Raw genomic sequence first — 16933 nt, 5'->3', positions numbered from 1 at the left:
GGATTCCAATGCCCCGTTTCGCCGCCAATCTCTCGATGATGTTCACCGAGGTGCCGTTCCTCGATCGGTTCGATGCCGCCGCGGCAGCCGGCTTCACCGCGGTCGAATTCCTCTTTCCCTATGAGCATCCGGCCGAGGCGGTCGGCGAGCGGCTCAAGCGCAACGGCCTGACCCAGGCGCTGTTCAACCTGCCGCCCGGCGATTGGAATGCGGGCGAGAAGGGTTTTGCTGCGCTCCCGGCGCGCTTCGCCGATCTCAAGGCCAGTCTCGAGACTGCGCTGCCTTACGCCAAGGCCACCGGCGTCAAGCGGCTGCACCTGATGGCGGGCCTCGCCAATCGCGGCGAGCGCGTCGCGATCGAGGCGTTCTACAAATCGGTGGCGTGGGCGGCTGAGTTCTTCGGGCCGCACGGCATCGACATCGTGATCGAGCCGATCAATGCCCGCAACGTGCCCGGCTATTTCCTCAACGATTTCGGCTTCGCGCGCGACCTGATCCAGGAGTTGCGGCTTCCGAACCTCAAGCTCCAGTTCGATATCTATCACTGCCAGATCATCCATGGCGACGTCACGATGCGGCTGCGCGAGATGATGCCGATCGTCGGCCACATCCAGGTCGCCAGCATCCCCTCGCGCAACGAGCCCGATGGCGAGGAGCTGAACTATCCGTTCCTGTTCGACGAACTCGACCGGCTCGGCTATGCCGGCTTCGTCGGCTGCGAATATAATCCGCGCGGCAAGACCACCGACGGCCTCGCCTGGTTCAAGCCTTATGCGGGAGTAAAGCCGTGACACTTGCGTTGGGCTGCATCGCCGACGACTACACCGGCGCCTCCGATCTCGCCAACACGCTGACGCGCGCCGGCCTGCGCACGGTGCAGACCATCGGCGTGCCCGCCGACGACCTCGCACTGCCCGAGGTCGACGCCGTCGTAGTGTCCTTGAAGAGCCGTTCAATCGAGGCCGGTCTTGCCGTGTCGCGCTCGCGCGCGGCGGAGACATGGCTGCGCGGCCGCGGCGCGAGCCACGTGCTGTTCAAGATCTGCTCGACCTTCGATTCCACCGATGCCGGCAACATCGGCCCGGTGATGGATGCGTTGCGCACCTATGGCGGCGAGGGTGTCGTTCTGGTGACGCCGGCCTTCCCGGAGACCGGCCGCACCGTCTACCAGGGCAATCTGTTCGTCGGCGCCGTGCCGCTGAACGAGAGCCCGCTGAAGGACCATCCGCTCAACCCGATGCACGATTCCAACCTGGTCCGTGTGCTGGCGCGCCAGAGCAAGACGCAAATCGGCCTCGTCGACCTCGCGACCGTCACGCGCGGTGCGGAGGCGGTACGGGCACGCCTTGCGGAATTGTCGGGCAAGGGCATCGGCGCCGCCATCATCGACGCCGTGTTCGACCGCGACCTCGAAACCATCGGCCTCGTCGCCGCCGGGCACCGGCTGTCTGTCGGCGCCTCCGGCATGGGTCTTGGGCTGGCGCGGGCGCTGGTGTCGACAGGCAAGGTCAAATCGACGGCGGCGAGCAGCGAGGCGGGGGCAGCGGTCGGCGGACCTGCGGCCTGTCTTGCAGGGAGCTGTTCGCAGGCGACGCTCCAGCAGATCGCCAATGCCGAAGGCGTCATGCCGGTGCTGCATCTCGATCCGGACCGTATTATTGCGGGCAAGGACGAGGTGCAGCGCGCGCTGGCCTGGGCGAAGCCGCGACTCGCCGACGGTCCGGTCCTGATCGCATCGAGTTCGACGCCGGATCAGGTCGCAGCGCTCCAGGCGCGCCACGGCCGCGACGCGGCCGGTCATGCCATCGAGCAGGCGATGGCGGATATCGCCGAGGGTCTGGTGCGGGCCGGCGTCAAGCGCCTGATCGTGGCCGGCGGCGAGACATCCGGCGCCGTGGTCGATCGGTTGAGAATTCCCGGATTTCTCGTGGGGGTCGAAATCGCGGCGGGCGTGCCGGTGTTGCGCGCGGTCGGCGCAGAGGCAGGCGAGATGTTGCTCGCCTTGAAGTCAGGCAACTTCGGTGGCGCGGCGTTTTTCACGGATGCGCTTGGACTCATGCGCTGAGCGCAGGGCATTCTTAGCGCCACGTTCATTTGTTTCGGGCTTCCGTACTCGTACGGAGTCGTAGTTAACATCTGCTCAGGTGCCCTGGTGTTGGATGTCGGTGCTGCTCCCTTTGGTTGATTCGTAAAACCTCGGCCGCGCCGGCGCGCCAGCACAAAGAGACCCGATTATGCTCACCACCATTTCCATCCGCGCCAAGATCATCAGTGTCGTGGCGTTCCTGCTGGTCGCGATGGCCGGCATGGGCCTGCTCGCCGTCATGAAGATGCGGGCCATCAATGCCAACACCGTCGACATCACCACGAACTGGATGCCCAGCGTGCGTGTGATCGGCGACCTGCGCGCCGGCGTCATCACCTACCGCAACGTCATCCGGGAGCACATGCTGGCGGAGACGCTGGAGGAGAAGCTGGCGGCCGAGAAGACGCTGGCGACGGTGGTCGAGGCGAACACCAGGTTTCGCAAAGCTTATGAGGCGATGATCACCTCGCCCGACGAGAAGGCTCTTTACAGTCAGTGGTCCAAGAGCTGGGAAGACTACAAAAAGGGCACCCAGGAAGTCATGGCGCTGTCGCGTCGGGATGCAGGCAAGGTCCCGCATGACGCGCATGAGCTGAACTCCAAGACGGTCAACAAGATCGGGCTCGAGGCTGACACCATCCTGGCCAAGGACATCGAACTCAACACCAAGGGCGGCGATCAGGCCTCCGCCGACGCCTCCGATACCTATTATTACGCCTTCATGCTGGTCGCGATCATTCTCGGTGCGGCCGTTGTCATCGGGATCGGGGTCGGCTTCTATCTCGTCCAGGACGTCTCCAGCGGCATCAACTCGATCGTCGAGCCGATGCAGGCGCTGGGCAAGGGCGACCTTTCCGCCGAAGTCCCGCACCGCGGCGAGAAGACGGAGATCGGCGCCATGGCCGACGTGCTCCAGATCTTCAAGGAAGCGCTCATCGCCAAGAAGGCCGCCGACGAGGCCGCCGCCGCTGATGCCGAAGCCAAGATCGAGCGCGGCCGCCGCGTCGACAACATCACCCGCGAATTCGAAACGATGATCGGCGAGATCGTCCAGACCGTGTCGTCGGCTTCGACCCAGTTGGAGGCCTCCGCCTCGACGCTGACCTCGACCGCCGACCGTTCCCAGCGGCTGGCGACCACGGTTGCCGGTGCGTCGGAGGAAGCCTCGACCAACGTGCAGTCGGTAGCCTCGGCGACCGAGGAGATGGCCTCGTCGGTCGGCGAGATCAGCCGCCAGGTCCAGGAATCGGCCCGCATGGCGGGCGACGCCGTCGGCCAGGCCCGCGCCACGACCGAGCGCGTCAGCGAGCTGTCCAAGGCCGCCTCGCGCATCGGCGACGTCGTCGAGCTCATCAATACCATCGCCGGCCAGACCAACCTCTTGGCGCTGAACGCGACCATCGAAGCCGCCCGTGCCGGCGAAGCCGGCCGCGGCTTTGCGGTGGTGGCCTCCGAAGTGAAGGCGCTCGCCGAGCAGACCGCGAAGGCGACCGGCGAGATCGGCCAGCAGATATCCGGCATCCAGGCGGCGACCAACGATTCGGTCGGCGCCATCAAGGAAATCTCCTCGACCATCGAGCGCCTGTCGGAAATCTCCTCGGCCATTGCGGCTGCGGTGGAAGAGCAGGGCGCGGCGACCCAGGAGATCGCCCGCAACGTGCAGCAGGCGGCGCAGGGCACCCAGCAGGTCTCCTCCAACATCACCGACGTGCAGCGCGGCGCAACCGAGACCGGCACAGCCTCGTCTCAGGTGCTGTCGGCGGCGCAGATGCTGTCGAACGACTCGGGACGGCTGAAGAGCGAAGTCGGCAAGTTCCTAACCAACGTCCGCGCGGCGTAAGCTTCCGCGCCAATCACCCATCGACGAAAGAGCGGCGCCGCAAGCGCCGCTCTTTTTTGTTGCGGCGGTAGCATGATGTCGCCTGCAGGTAGCATCGTGAGGTCTTGCCGTATTCTTACGGGAAGGCCGTTTCATCGATAGTTAAATTCGGCTTACAAGAATAGGCCAAGGACCGCCGGTAGCAGCCCTGATTGGAATCATCTCACACTCATCCGTCTTTGGGGGCCTCGATGCGCAAGAATTTTCCTGTCACCACGGTCGAATATCCCGTTAGTGACGAGACGCTGATCGTCTCCAGGACCGACCTCAAGGGCAAGCTCGCCTACTTCAACGACGACTTCCTTGCTGCTGCTGGCTTCACGTCTTCGGAGCTTATGGGGCAGCCGCACAATATCGTCCGTCACCCCGACATGCCGCCGGAGGCGTTCGACAACCTCTGGGACACGCTGAAAGCCGGCAAGCCGTGGCTCGGCGCGGTCAAGAACCGCCGCAAGAACGGCGATTTCTACTGGGTGCTGGCAACTGCATCGCCGATCCGCGAGAACGGCCAGGTCACCGGCTATACATCGATCCGCACCAGACTGCCGGCCGACCAGCGCAAGCTTGCCGAGGAAGTCTACGCCGCGATTCGCGACAAGAAGCCCCATGGCTATCGCATCGACGGCGGCATCATTCGCCGGCGCTCGCTGCTCGACCGCTTCAGCGTCTTCACCAGGACGGTGAAGGCGCGCCTCGTGACCACGATGGTCCTCCAGCTGCTCTTCGTGCTCGCGCTCGGCATCGGCGGGGGGCTCTCGACCAGCGGTTCGACCAGCCTGAGCCTGGCGCTGCTCGCCGTCGCCGGAGCTGCCGTCCTCGGCTTCGCCGGATTTGCGACCATGCGCGCCATTCAAGGGCCGATGCAGCAGCTCAACGACACCCTGGTCAATCTCGTCCAGGACAAGCTGGACAACCGCATCGTCGTCGAGCGGGACGACGAGATCGGCGAGGCGCTGCGCAACCTCCAGACGGTGCAGACCATCATCCGCTTCAGCCGCGACGAGGTGCAGGCGGTGCAGCGCCGCGCCGAGGGACAGCGCAAGGCCGACATGACCAAGCTTGCCGATGGCTTCGAGGCCGCGATCGGGGAGATCGTGGAAACCGTATCGTCGGCCGCGACCGAGCTCGAAGCATCGGCCTCGACGCTGTCGTCGACCGCCGGCCGTGCGCAGGAACTGGCGACCGTTGTTGCCGCCGGCTCCGAGGAAGCCTCGACCAACGTTCATTCGGTGGCAACGGCTGCCGAAGAGATGTCTTCCTCGGTCCACGAAATCAGCCGTCAAGTCCAGGACTCCGCGCGGATCGCCGGCGAGGCCGTCAGCCAGGCACACGCCACCACCGACCGAGTCAGCGAGCTGTCGCGGGCCGCATCCCGGATCGGCGACGTCGTCGAGCTCATCAATGCCATCGCAGGTCAGACCAACCTGCTGGCACTGAATGCCACGATCGAAGCGGCGCGCGCCGGCGAGGCCGGCCGCGGCTTCGCCGTGGTGGCATCCGAGGTAAAGGCGCTGGCCGAGCAGACCGCGAAGGCGACCGGCGAGATCGGCCAGCAGATTGGCGGCATCCAGGCGGCGACGCAGGATTCGGTCACCGCAATCAGTCAGATCAGCGACACCATCGCGCGCCTGTCGGAAATCTCCTCGGCGATTGCGGCTGCCGTGGAAGAGCAGGGTGCCGCGACCCAGGAGATCGCCCGCAACGTGCAGCAGGCGGCCAACGGCACCCAGCAGGTCTCTTCCAATGTCGGCGACGTCCAGCGCGGCGCATCCGAAACCGGATCGGCGTCCTCGCAGGTGCTGTCGGCGGCGCAGATGCTGTCCCGCGATTCCAACCGCCTCAAGCTCGAGGTCGGCAAGTTCCTGAATTCCGTCCGCGCGGCGTGAGGCGCTCGGCCGCATAGCTGCGATGCCGATTTCGCAGTGCGGTAGCAGGGAAGTGAAAGCAGGAAAGCCGCCGGTCATTAGCGTTTCCGGCGGTGCTCGGGTAAAGGGAAAAGAGGATCCCCGCGGGGGCGGATTCCGTATCCCTGCCTGACCTGGAATTGCCTGGCGAATGATTGCTCTGGTCCGTATTGCCCTGAGCCGGCCCTACACGTTTGTCGTGCTCGCGCTCCTGCTCCTGATCATCGGACCGCTGGCGGCGCTGCGGACGCCGACCGACATCTTTCCGGACATCCGCATCCCCGTGATCGGCGTGGTCTGGCAGTACACCGGCCTGCCGCCCGACCAGATGTCGGGCCGCATCACCACGCCATTTCAGCGCGCGCTGACGACGACAGTCAACGACATCGAGCACATCACCGCCAACTCCTATAACGGCTTTGGCATCATCAAGATCTTCTTCCAGCCCAATGTCGACATCCGCACCGCCAACGCCCAGGTCACCGCGATCTCGCAGACGCTGATCAAGCAGATGCCGCCGGGCGCGACGCCGCCATTGATTCTGAACTACTCCGCCTCGACCGTGCCGATCATCCAGGTGGCTCTGTCGGGCGATGGCCTCACCGAGCAGAACCTCGCCGACATCGGCATCAACCAGCTCCGCACGCCGCTGGTCACCGTGCCCGGCGCGGCGATCCCATACCCCTTCGGTGGCAAGCTGCGTCAGGTCCAGATCGACCTCGACCCGACCGCGCTCCAGTCTCGCGGCCTGTCCGGACAGGACGTCGCCAACGCGCTCGCCGCGCAAAACCTGATCACGCCGGTCGGCACCCAGAAGATCGGCCAGTTCGAATACAACATCCAGCTCAACAACTCGCCGCTCAAGATCGAAGAGCTCGGCAATCTGCCGATCAGGACCGTCAACGGCGCGATGGTATATGTGCGCGATGTCGCGACCGTGCGCGACGGCAATCCGCCGCAGACCAACATCGTCCACGTCGACGGCAACCGCTCGGTGCTGATGATGGTCTTGAAGGCGGGCGCGACCTCGACGCTCGACATCATCGCCGGCATCAAGCAGAAGGTGATCGACGTCAAGGACCAGCTGCCCGACGCGCTGAAGATCGGCTTCATCGGCGACCAGTCGGTGTTCGTCCGCGGTGCGATCGAAGGCGTCGCGCTCGAAGGCGTGATCGCGGCGCTGCTCACCAGCGTCATGATCCTGCTGTTCCTCGGCAGCTGGCGCTCGACCGTCATCATCGCGGTCTCGATTCCGCTGTCCGTGCTCGGCGCCATCATCATGCTGTCGGCGATCGGAGAGACGCTCAACATCATGACGCTCGGCGGCCTGGCGCTCGCGGTCGGCATCCTCGTCGACGACGCCACCGTCACCATCGAGAACATCAACTACCATCTGGAGCAGGGCAAGCCGGTCGAGCAGTCGATCCTCGACGGCGCCAACCAGATCGTGACGCCGGCCTTCGTCTCGCTGCTCTGCATCTGCATCGTGTTCGTGCCGATGTTCTTCCTCTCCGGCGTCGCCCGCTTCCTGTTCGTGCCGATGGCCGAAGCGGTGATGTTCGCGATGATCTGGTCGTTCATCCTGTCGCGCACCCTGGTGCCGACCATGGCGAACTACCTGTTGCAGGCGCATGTCCATCACGAGGGCGGACCGCCGAAGTCACGCAATCCTTTCGTCTGGTTCCAGCGCGGCTTCGAGGCGCGGTTCGAGCGCATCCGCGGCGGCTATCATGACTTTCTCGGCCTCGCACTGGCCCATCGCGCGGTGTTCGTGATCGGCTTCCTCTGCGTGGTCGGCGCGTCCTTCGCGCTGGTGCCGTTCCTCGGGCGCAACTTCTTCCCCGCGGTCGATGCCGGCAACATCCTGATGCATGTCCGCACCCAGGTCGGCACCCGCGTCGAGGAGACTGCCAACCAGCTCGCCGACGTGCAGAAGGCGATCCGCAAGCTGATCCCGGGCGAGATCGAGACGCTGACCGACAACATCGGCATGCCGATCTCCGGCATCAACATGACCTACAACAACACGGGTGTAATCGGCCCGCAGGACGGCGACATCCAGATCAAGCTGAAGGAAGGCCACAAGCCGACCGAAGAGCATGTGCGCGTGCTGCGCGAGCAGCTGCCGCGGCTGTTCCCGGGCGTCAGCTTCGCCTTCCTGCCGGCCGACATCGTCAGCCAGATCCTGAACTTCGGCGCGCCGGCGCCGATCGACCTGCAGGTTCGCGGCGCCAATATCAGTGCCAATTTCGCTTATGCCAACAATCTGCTGGCCAAGGTCCGCAGGATTCCCGGCGTTGCCGATGCGCGCATCCAGCAATCGCCGAACAATCCGACCTTCAACATCGATGTCGACCGCACTCGCGCGCAATTTGTCGGTCTGACCGAGCGCGACGTCACCAACAGCCTCGTGGTCAATCTCGCCGGCTCCTCGCAGGTCGCGCCGACCTACTTCCTCAATCCGGACAACGGCGTGTCCTACTCGATCGTGATGCAGACGCCGCAATACCAGATCGACTCGCTCAGCGCGCTCCAGACGCTGCCGATCACCGCGGCCGGCAATGCGCAGTCGCCGATCCTCGGCGGCATCGCCGACATCAAGCGCTCGACGTCGAGCGCGGTGGTCTCGCAATACGACATCCAGTCGATGGTGCAGATCTTCGCCACGACCTCGGGGCGCGATCTCGGCGCGGTCGCGACCGACATCCGCAAGCTGATCGCCGATACCGCCAAGGAGGTGCCGAAGGGCTCCTCCGTCGTGCTGCTCGGCCAGGTGCAGACCATGAACAGCGCCTTCACCGGCCTGCTGTTCGGCCTGCTCGGGGCGGTCGTGCTGATCTATTTCCTGATCGTCGTGAACTTCCAGTCCTGGTCCGATCCCTTCGTGATCATCACGGCGCTGCCGGCCGCGCTCGCCGGCATCGTCTGGATGCTGTTCGCGACCGAGACGACGCTGTCGGTACCGGCGCTGACCGGCGCCATCATGTGCATGGGCGTCGCCACCGCCAACAGCGTGCTCGTGATCTCGTTTGCTCGCGAGCGCTACGAGGAACTCGGTGACCCCGTCGCCGCTGCCCTCGAAGCGGGATTCGTCCGGTTCCGCCCGGTGCTGATGACCGCGCTCGCCATGATCATCGGCATGGCGCCGATGGCGCTGGGGCTCGGCGAGGGCGGCGAGCAGAATGCACCGCTCGGCCGGGCCGTGATCGGCGGCCTGATCTTTGCAACCTTCGCCACGCTGATGTTTGTTCCCGTGGTGTTCAGTATGGTACACAAGAAGCAAGGCGCCAAGGCCGCCTCCCCCTCGGAGACCCCGCATGTCACCCACTGAATCCCGCTCCCCGGTGTCGCGCCGGAAACTGGGCATTTTCGGCGTGGTGGTGCTGATTGCGGCTGGCTTCGTCGTGGGCACCGGCATCCGGGCCCGCGAGGAGCAGGGCTCCAAGCTGAAGGAATGGACCGACGATCAGGCGGTTCCCAGCGTCGCGGTCACGCTGCCCAACGCCAGGGCTCTTAACGCCAACCTCGACCTGCCGGGCCGGTTGGAGGCCTATTACCGTGCCCCGATCTTCGCCCGCGTATCCGGTTATTTGAAGAGCTGGAGCGCCGATATCGGCGCCCGCGTCAAGGCGGGTCAGGTGATCGCCGAGATCGAGGCGCCCGACCTCGATCAGCAGCTCTTGCAGGCCCGCGCCGATCTCGCCAGCCAGCAGGCCAGCGCCCGGCTGTCGGAGGCAACGCTCAACCGCCGCAAGACGCTGGTCGCCTCCAATTTCGTCTCCGCGCAGGAGATCGACGAGCGTACCGCCGATCTCTCCAACAAGAACGCCGCCGTGCATTCGGGGCAGGCCAATGTCGAGCGGCTGGAAGCGCTGGCCGGCTACAAGAAGATCACGGTGCCGTTCGACGGCGTGGTCACCGCGCGCGACACCGATGTCGGCGCGCTGATCAATGCCGGCGGCGGCTCGGGCCCGGCGATGTTCGTGGTCTCCGATATCACCAAGCTGCGCGTCTACGTCAACGTGCCCCAGAACTACGTGCCGGCGATCAAGATCGGCGCCAAGGCCACCCTCGTGATGCCGGAATATCCGAACCGGACCTTCCAGGCGACGGTGGAGGCCTCCTCGCAGGCCGTCGACGTTGCCTCCGGCACCACGCGCATGCAGCTTGGGCTCGACAATTCCAGCGGCGAGCTGATGCCCGGCGGCTATGCCAGCGTGAAGCTGAGCCTCCAGCGCGATTCCACCCCGCTCAGTATCCCGGCAAGCGCCCTGATCTTCAACGGCAACGGCTTGCGCGTCGCGACCGTCGGCGCAGACGACAAGGTCTTGTTCAAGCCGGTGACGATAGCGCGCGACCTTGGCCGCGAGATCGAGCTCGCCTCGGGCATTGCTCCCGACGACCGCATCATCACCGCCCCGCCGGACGGCCTGTCCGACGGCGACCCGGTCCGCGTGACCGGCGCCAAGGGCAAGCCGGCCACGGCGTCGGAGAAGCAGGCGCCGAAGGGGTAGGGCTGTCTTGTAGGGTTGGGCAAAGCGAAGCGTGCCCATCACTCTATGCGATCCCGAAAATCATGGTGGGCACGGCGCAAGTGCGCCTTTTGCCCACCTACGAGCGCTACGCCACCCGCCACTCCGGAACGCCATCGGCGGCCATCGCGATCTCTCCGAGCGAGCCGACCGGCGTGCGGTCCATATTGAGCAGATGCGCCAGCGTCGCCGTGTCGCTCGCCGGAATCCGCGCCAGCGTGCGCCGGTCGTCTTCGGTGCGCAGCATCACCACGCCGTGCTCGACATCGCCACCACGGCCGTAGAGCACCGTAAAGCTCTCGACCTTACCCTTGCCGCCGGCGTCCGTGACGAACTCCGGCACCGCGCGCTTGTTGCGGTCGGCGTCCGCCTGCACGCTCGTCTCCTGCGCCAGCGCCTGACGCGGCGGCATCTTTGAAACCACCAGCGCGTGATGCTTGGTAACGAAGCCGCCCTGGCCGTAGAGCAGGCCAAGCCTTGCGCCGTCGCGCAGGCGCCGCACCATCGCGCAGGCCGCATGCGTCATGTAGGTGTTGAGCGGCGCACCGAAGAAGGTGAGGCCGCCGGTCACGGTCGGCTGCACGTCGGCGGATAGGCCCAGTGTCCGACGCGCCATCTTGGGCACGCACGGGAAGCAGCTGTACAACTCGATCGCGTCGAACGCCTTGCCGTCGCCGCCGGCAAGGTCCATCGCAGCCTTCAAGACGGCGTTCTGCGGATGGCTCTCGAAAAACTGGTCGCGCAGCAGATAGTCGCGCGGCTCTTCCGCCGAGGCGCCGCCGAGCGGGTAGACGAGCTTGTCCTCGGCAATGCCGGCCGCGCGGGCCTTGGCGAGGCTGGTCAGCAGCAGCGCACCGCCCATGTTGACGCTTGGGTTGGCCACCATCAGCTTGTTGTAGGGCCACGCGATCAGGCGGTTGTCCGCGGTCGGCGTCGTGATCTCGTCAGGCGCATAGCGCCGCTTCAGCCAGGCATTGGGATTTTGCGCGGCGGCTTCCGAATAGCGCGACCACAGCGTTCCCGATTCCGCCATCGCTTCGCGCGGCGTCTGGCCCCAGTGCGCGGAGGAGGCCGCCTCATAGAAGGGATAGACGGTGACGGGGCGGAACACGCCGAGCGTCACGGCCAGCGGTTTCTGGAACGCCGCGCCGCGCTTGGGCTCCTCGACGTCATGGGCAAACGGTGTCCATGGCAGCTTCGCGCCTGCGCGCTCCGCCTTGGTCGCGGTCGACTGCGCTTCCGCGCCGCAGATCGCGGCCACCGTGCATTCGCCGCGCGCGACGCGCTTTGCCGCCTCGTGGATGTAGCGGATCGGGCTCTCGCCGCCGACCGGGCCGTAATAGCAATGCGCAGGCGCAATGCCGAGCCGCTGCGCCAAAAGCTTCTCCGGATCGCGATAGCGCCAGCTCAGGAAGTTGACGACGTCGAGCGACTGCACCTCGCCGAGCAGCTTTGCGCCGGCATCCTGCTCGGCGCGCCGCAGCGCCTGTTCAAGCAGGTCGAGCGGCTCGAGGCCCGCGGTGATCTCCTTCGGGCGGTCGACGATCTCGCCGATGCCGACGATGACGGGGATGCGGTCTTCGGGGATATTGGTCTTGTCGGTCATGGCCTCAATTCACGATATCGGTTGTTTCGTCATTGCGAGCGAAGCGAAGCAATCCAGACTGCCTCTGCGGAAGGACTCTGGATTGCTTCGATGCGCTCGCAATGACAGAAGGGATCACTCCGCCACCAGGGCATTCATGTGCTCGACGGCCTCGGCAAAATCTTCCTTGAACTCCTGCACCACGGCACCGGCCGACCTCACGCTGTCGATCAACCCGACGCCCTGGCCGACGAAGTAACTCACGAGATCGCGCGCCCTTGCATTGCCGCTCGCCGCCGCGCGGTCGATCGAGTTGAAGGCGTCGCGGCTGATGATGCTCTGCAGCGGCATCGGCAGCGCGCCGGGACTTTCCGGCGCGCGGTCCCAGGCATCGGTCCAAACCGAGCGAAGCTGCCGCGCCGGCTTCCCGGTGCGGCCCTTCGAGCGCACCGCATCGCGCGAGGACGCCGCAATCATCTTCTCGCGAAAGATCTCCGTGGTCTCGGCTTCGACGGTCGCGAGCCACACCGAGCCGGTCCATGCACCGGCGGCGCCCATGGCCATGCAGGCCGCCATCTGCCGACCCGTCATGATGCCGCCGGCGGCCAGCACCGGCACGTCGCGGATCGGCTTGATCGCCTTGATCACCTCCGGCACCAGCACCAAGGTCGAGACCTCGCCGCAATGGCCGCCGGCCTCGGTGCCCTGCACGACGAGGATATCGACACCGGCTGCAACCTGGCGCAGCGCGTGCTCCTTGGCGCCGACGAGCGCGGCAACCGGCACGCCATGCGTCTTGCCCATCTCGATCATCGCCTTCGGCGGTACGCCCAGCGCATTGGCGATCAAACGGATCGGATGGTTGAAAGAGACCTCCAGGAGTTGCAGCGCCGTCTTCGCATCGAATGGCTGCGGCTGGTTGTCGGCCACGTTGGTTGCGGTCAGCTCGATGTCGTACTTCTTAAGGAGGCCTCGCGTGTAGTCGCGGTGCTCCTGCGGCACGCGCGCCTCCAGGCTCTTCCACGTGACGTCCTTCTCGCCTGCGGTCGAGATGTTTTCGGGGATCAGCACGTCGACGCCGTAGGGCTTTCCGTCGACGTGCTCGTCGATCCATTTCAACTCGCGCTCAAGCGTATCGGGCGTGTGCACGGTCGCGCCGAGCACACCAAAGCCGCCGGCGCGGCTGACGGCGGCGACGACATCGCGGCAATGGCTGAAGGCGAGCAGCGGGAACTCGATGCCCAGCATGTCGCAGATTGGCGATTTCATCGTTCTCTCCCGGCGGCCTCGCGTTCTTGTTGCTTGCGCTGGCGAAGCAAAGGCGACGCTAGCCTATCGCCGCTCGCGATGCCATTCCGGATTCGGCCGAGCATCTTGCGTGTAGACGCCGCGCGGTACGCTGGCCGTTCCGCCGCGCAAAATAAGCAGGGCAGCAGGCGCCGATAAGCCTCTTGCGCTTTCGCCGACCTGAGAGAATGCTGGTGCCAACAACAGAAAACAACAAGGGAGCGCCAGCCGATGTCGTCAGCGCAAGCGAGTCCGGTCCAGGCCACGGAAGCCTATGACGTGGTCGTCGTCGGCGCGGGTTTCGCCGGCATGTACATGTTGCACCGCTTGCGCGGTCTTGGCTTCTCGGTGCGTGTCTACGAGCGGGGCGGCGGCGTCGGCGGCACCTGGTACTGGAACCGCTATCCCGGCGCGCGCTGCGATGTCGAGAGCATGCAATATTCCTACTCGTTCTCGGACGAGCTGCAGCAGGAATGGGACTGGAGCGAACGCTACGCGCCGCAGCCCGAGATCCTGAAATACGCCAATCACGTCGCCGACCGTTTTGATCTGCGCCGCGACATCCAGTTCGACACCGGCGTCGAACGCGCGGTGTTCGACGAGCATGCGAGGCGATGGGCGGTGACGACAGCCGACGGCAAAACGGTTCAGGCGCAATTCGTCGTGCTCGCGACCGGGTGCCTCTCGAATGCGCGCAAGCCGGACATCGAGGGTCTCGAGACCTTCAAGGGCGCTGTCTATCACACCGGCAGCTGGCCGCACGGAGGCGTTGACTTCACCGGCTTGCGCGTCGGCCTGATCGGCACGGGATCATCGGGGATTCAGTCCGCACCAATCATCGCCGAGCAGGCCAGGCACCTCACGGTGTTTCAGCGCACGGCCAATTTCTCGATTCCTGCCCGCAATGCCGCGCTGACCGACGAGGAGCGCACCACGTTCCGCGACAACTATCCGCAGATCCGCCGCTTCGCCCGTGAAGTCGCGCGCAACGGCATTTTCGCCGAGCAGCCGGACTGCGGGGCGCTCGACGACAGCGACGATGCCAGGCTCCGGAAGTACGAGGCCCGCTGGGAGCGCGGCGGACTCACCTTCATGTATGTCTACAACAATCTCGGCCTCGACCGCGCAGCGAACGACACCGCGGCGAATTTCGTCCGCGGCAAGATCGCCGAGATCGTGAAGGCCCCCGAAACGGCAAAGCTGCTGCAGCCGGATAGCCATCCGATCGGCACCAAGCGCATCTGCATCGATACCGGCTATTTCGCGACCTTCAACCGGCCGAATGTCTCGCTGGTCGACATCAAGGCCAATCCGATCCAGGAGATCACGGCGAACGCGGTCCGTGTCGCGGAGGAGGACCACGAGGTCGACGCACTCGTGCTCGCGACCGGCTTCGACGCCATGACCGGATCCGTCGCGAAGATCGACATTCGCGGCCGTGGCGGGCAGGCGCTGAACCAGAAATGGGCGGAAGGCCCGAAGACCTATCTTGGGCTGATGAGCGCCGGCTTTCCAAATCTCTTTATCATCACCGGGCCCGGCAGCCCCTCGGTGCTCTCCAACATGATCGTGTCGATCGAGCAGCATGTCGACTGGATCGCCGATGGCCTCGTCCACATGCGCAAGCAGGGCCTTGCCACGATGGAGGCGGGCAGGGATGCCGAGGAGAAATGGGTGACCCATGTCAACGAGGTCGCCCATGGCACGCTCTATCCGCAGGCCAATTCCTGGTACATGGGCGCCAACATCCCGGGCAAGCCGCGCATCTTCATGCCCTATATCGGCGGAGTCGGGGTCTACCGGCGGATCTGCGACGAGGTCGCGGCGAAGGGCTATGAGGGATTCGTGATGGAGCGGGCGGAGCAGCCGCGCAGGGTGGTGACGGGTTAGGCCAGATGCATGACGCCGGCCTGAGGCCCGCGCCGGACGCAGAGCCGGCAGGACTTGTCATCGGCCAATCGCGGGCTAATTAATGCAGGCGCATCTTTCCGCCGGAGCCCATCGCATGACCGACACCCCTTACGTGCCGCCCAAGGTCTGGACCTGGAACAAGGAGAACGGCGGGCAGTTCGCCAGCATCAACCGCCCGATCGCCGGCCCCACCCATGACAAGGAGCTGCCGGTCGGCAAGCACCCCTTCCAGCTCTATTCGCTGGCGACGCCGAACGGGGTCAAGGTCACCGTGATGCTGGAGGAACTGCTGGCGCTCGGGCACAAGGGCGCCGAATACGACGCCTGGCTGATCAGGATAGGCAATGGCGACCAGTTCGGCAGCGGCTTCGTCGACATCAATCCGAACTCCAAGATTCCGGCGCTGATGGACCGCTCCGGCCCTGAGCCGATCAGGATATTCGAGTCCGGCTCGATCCTGCTCTACCTCGCCGAGAAGTTCGGCGCCTTCCTGCCCAAGGACATCAAGACCCGCACCGAGGCGATGTCCTGGCTGTTCTGGCAGATGGGCAGCGCGCCCTATCTCGGCGGCGGCTTCGGCCATTTCTACGCCTATGCGCCGACCAAGATCGAATACGCCATCGACCGTTTCGCGATGGAGACCAAACGCCAGCTCGACGTGCTCGACCGGCGCCTCGCCGACAACGAATATCTCGCCGGCAGCGAGTATAGCATCGCCGACATCGCAGTGTGGCCCTGGTACGGCGCGCTCGCCAAGGGGCTGGTCTATGGCGCCGGCGAATTCCTGTCCGTGCAGGACTACAAGCACGTGCAGCGCTGGACCGACCAGATCGCCAAGCGCCCGGCCGTCAAGCGCGGCCGCATGGTCAACCGCGTCTCCGGCGATCCCGCCAGCCAGCTCCACGAGCGGCACGATGCGTCCGATTTCGAGACCAAGACGCAGGACAAGATCGCGCCCGCGATGTAGGGCGGTGCCGCTTCATCTCGCCCCGCTTGCGGGGCGAGGGAGCGCGCCTTCGCCGCGACGCGCCTACTTCCCCTTCGCGCCTTCGGCCGCCGGAAACACCACGCGATCATCCGTGCGGCAGTAGCGGTCGGCGAACATGCGGCCGATCGGGTGATAGCGGTCCATGTGCACCCGCATCGCCTTGTCGTCCCACAGCTCGTCGCGGATGTGGAAGTGGATGCCTTCGCCCATGATCAGGCGGCGATCGTCGTTGACGTCGATCATCTTCCAGAGCTTGCACTCCATCGCCCAGGGCGTGTCGGCGAGCCGCGGCACCGCGATCTTGCTCGAGGGCGCGAGCTTGAGCCCGAGATAGTCGGGCTCGCCGATGTCGGGCGGAAAATCGCCGCTGCTCTCGTGCATGGCCTTCGCCAGCGGTTCGTCGGCGATATTGACCACGAACTCACCGGTGCGCTGGATGTTGAGGAAGGTGTCCTTGTCCTGTCCGTTCGGCTTACGGTTCGCCGCGAACATGCACAGCGGCGGATCCTCGCAAAACGCGTTGAAGAAGCTGAAGGGGGCGGCGTTGACCACGCCGGTCGGCCCGACCGTGGTTACCCACGCGATCGGCCGCGGCAGGATGAAGGACGTCAGCACCTTGTAGCGCTCGCGTGGCGTCAGATCGCTGGCGGCGTAATCCATGGTGGCTCCGTGGAGGTGAAACTTCGTAGGGTGGGCAAAGCGAAGCGTGCCCACCACTTCTTGCGATCTCGCGATGGTGGGCACGGCGCGCGAAGAGCGCG

At 65.4% G+C, this 16933-nt stretch carries 11 protein-coding genes; 8 read left to right on the top strand and 3 right to left on the bottom strand.

The genetic code is table 11. The features are described 5' to 3' along the window. Window positions 1–8 precede the first annotated feature (8 nt). From otnI to NR187_RS10455, 6 genes are all read left to right on the top strand, one after another. Complete coding sequence (otnI, locus tag NR187_RS10480; RefSeq protein WP_211382779.1) at window positions 9–791, top strand: 2-oxo-tetronate isomerase; 783 nt, start codon at window positions 9–11, stop codon at window positions 789–791. Continuing rightward, window positions 788–2065, top strand: coding sequence for a 3-oxo-tetronate kinase (gene otnK, locus NR187_RS10475; protein ID WP_211382780.1), 1278 nt, complete (start codon window positions 788–790; stop codon window positions 2063–2065). Before otnI ends, otnK begins: the two co-directional genes overlap by 4 nt. 169 nt (window positions 2066–2234) lie before the next feature. Then, window positions 2235–3926 carry a methyl-accepting chemotaxis protein gene (locus tag NR187_RS10470; RefSeq protein WP_256806405.1) on the top strand — a complete coding sequence of 564 codons (1692 nt, stop codon included), beginning with the start codon at window positions 2235–2237 and terminating at the stop codon, window positions 3924–3926. A 230-nt stretch (window positions 3927–4156) separates the two neighbouring features. Next, the gene (locus NR187_RS10465) at window positions 4157–5851 is read left to right on the top strand and encodes a methyl-accepting chemotaxis protein (protein ID WP_211382782.1); all 1695 of its coding nucleotides are present in this window, start codon (window positions 4157–4159) and stop codon (window positions 5849–5851) included. A gap of 169 nt (window positions 5852–6020) precedes the next feature. Beyond that, complete coding sequence (locus NR187_RS10460) at window positions 6021–9200, top strand: efflux RND transporter permease subunit (RefSeq protein ID WP_256806404.1); 3180 nt, start codon at window positions 6021–6023, stop codon at window positions 9198–9200. Next, window positions 9187–10383, top strand: coding sequence for an efflux RND transporter periplasmic adaptor subunit (locus tag NR187_RS10455; protein WP_211382784.1), 1197 nt, complete (start codon window positions 9187–9189; stop codon window positions 10381–10383). Before NR187_RS10460 ends, NR187_RS10455 begins: the two co-directional genes overlap by 14 nt. Before the next feature lie 106 nt (window positions 10384–10489). Here the strand turns inward: NR187_RS10455 and NR187_RS10450 are convergent, their stop codons facing one another. Together NR187_RS10450 and NR187_RS10445 are read right to left on the bottom strand one after the other, a co-directional pair. Further along, a complete protein-coding gene (locus tag NR187_RS10450; protein ID WP_211382785.1) occupies window positions 10490–12007 on the bottom strand; it encodes an acetyl-CoA acetyltransferase in 1518 nt (505 codons plus the stop codon). 114 nt (window positions 12008–12121) lie between these two features. Further along, window positions 12122–13255 carry a nitronate monooxygenase gene (locus tag NR187_RS10445; RefSeq protein WP_256806403.1) on the bottom strand — a complete coding sequence of 378 codons (1134 nt, stop codon included), beginning with the start codon at window positions 13253–13255 and terminating at the stop codon, window positions 12122–12124. A gap of 249 nt (window positions 13256–13504) precedes the next feature. Here NR187_RS10445 and NR187_RS10440 point away from each other — a divergent pair, with 249 nt between their 5' ends. Both NR187_RS10440 and yghU read left to right on the top strand, forming a co-directional pair. After that, window positions 13505–15163: an NAD(P)/FAD-dependent oxidoreductase gene (locus NR187_RS10440; protein ID WP_211382787.1), complete on the top strand. Its 1659-nt coding sequence runs from the start codon at window positions 13505–13507 to the stop codon at window positions 15161–15163. Window positions 15164–15278: 115 nt separating this feature from the next. Then, a complete protein-coding gene (gene yghU, locus NR187_RS10435; RefSeq protein WP_256806402.1) occupies window positions 15279–16151 on the top strand; it encodes a glutathione-dependent disulfide-bond oxidoreductase in 873 nt (290 codons plus the stop codon). Between the two features lie 63 nt (window positions 16152–16214). Here the strand turns inward: yghU and NR187_RS10430 are convergent, their stop codons facing one another. Next, a complete protein-coding gene (locus NR187_RS10430) occupies window positions 16215–16832 on the bottom strand; it encodes a flavin reductase family protein (protein ID WP_211382789.1) in 618 nt (205 codons plus the stop codon). Window positions 16833–16933: the final 101 nt, after the last annotated feature.

This window comes from Bradyrhizobium sp. Bra64, assembly GCF_024519875.1.
Classification (GTDB): domain Bacteria; phylum Pseudomonadota; class Alphaproteobacteria; order Rhizobiales; family Xanthobacteraceae; genus Bradyrhizobium; species Bradyrhizobium japonicum_G.
Note: the sequence above shows the minus strand (reverse complement) of the source record. Positions and strands in the feature narration are given on the sequence as shown.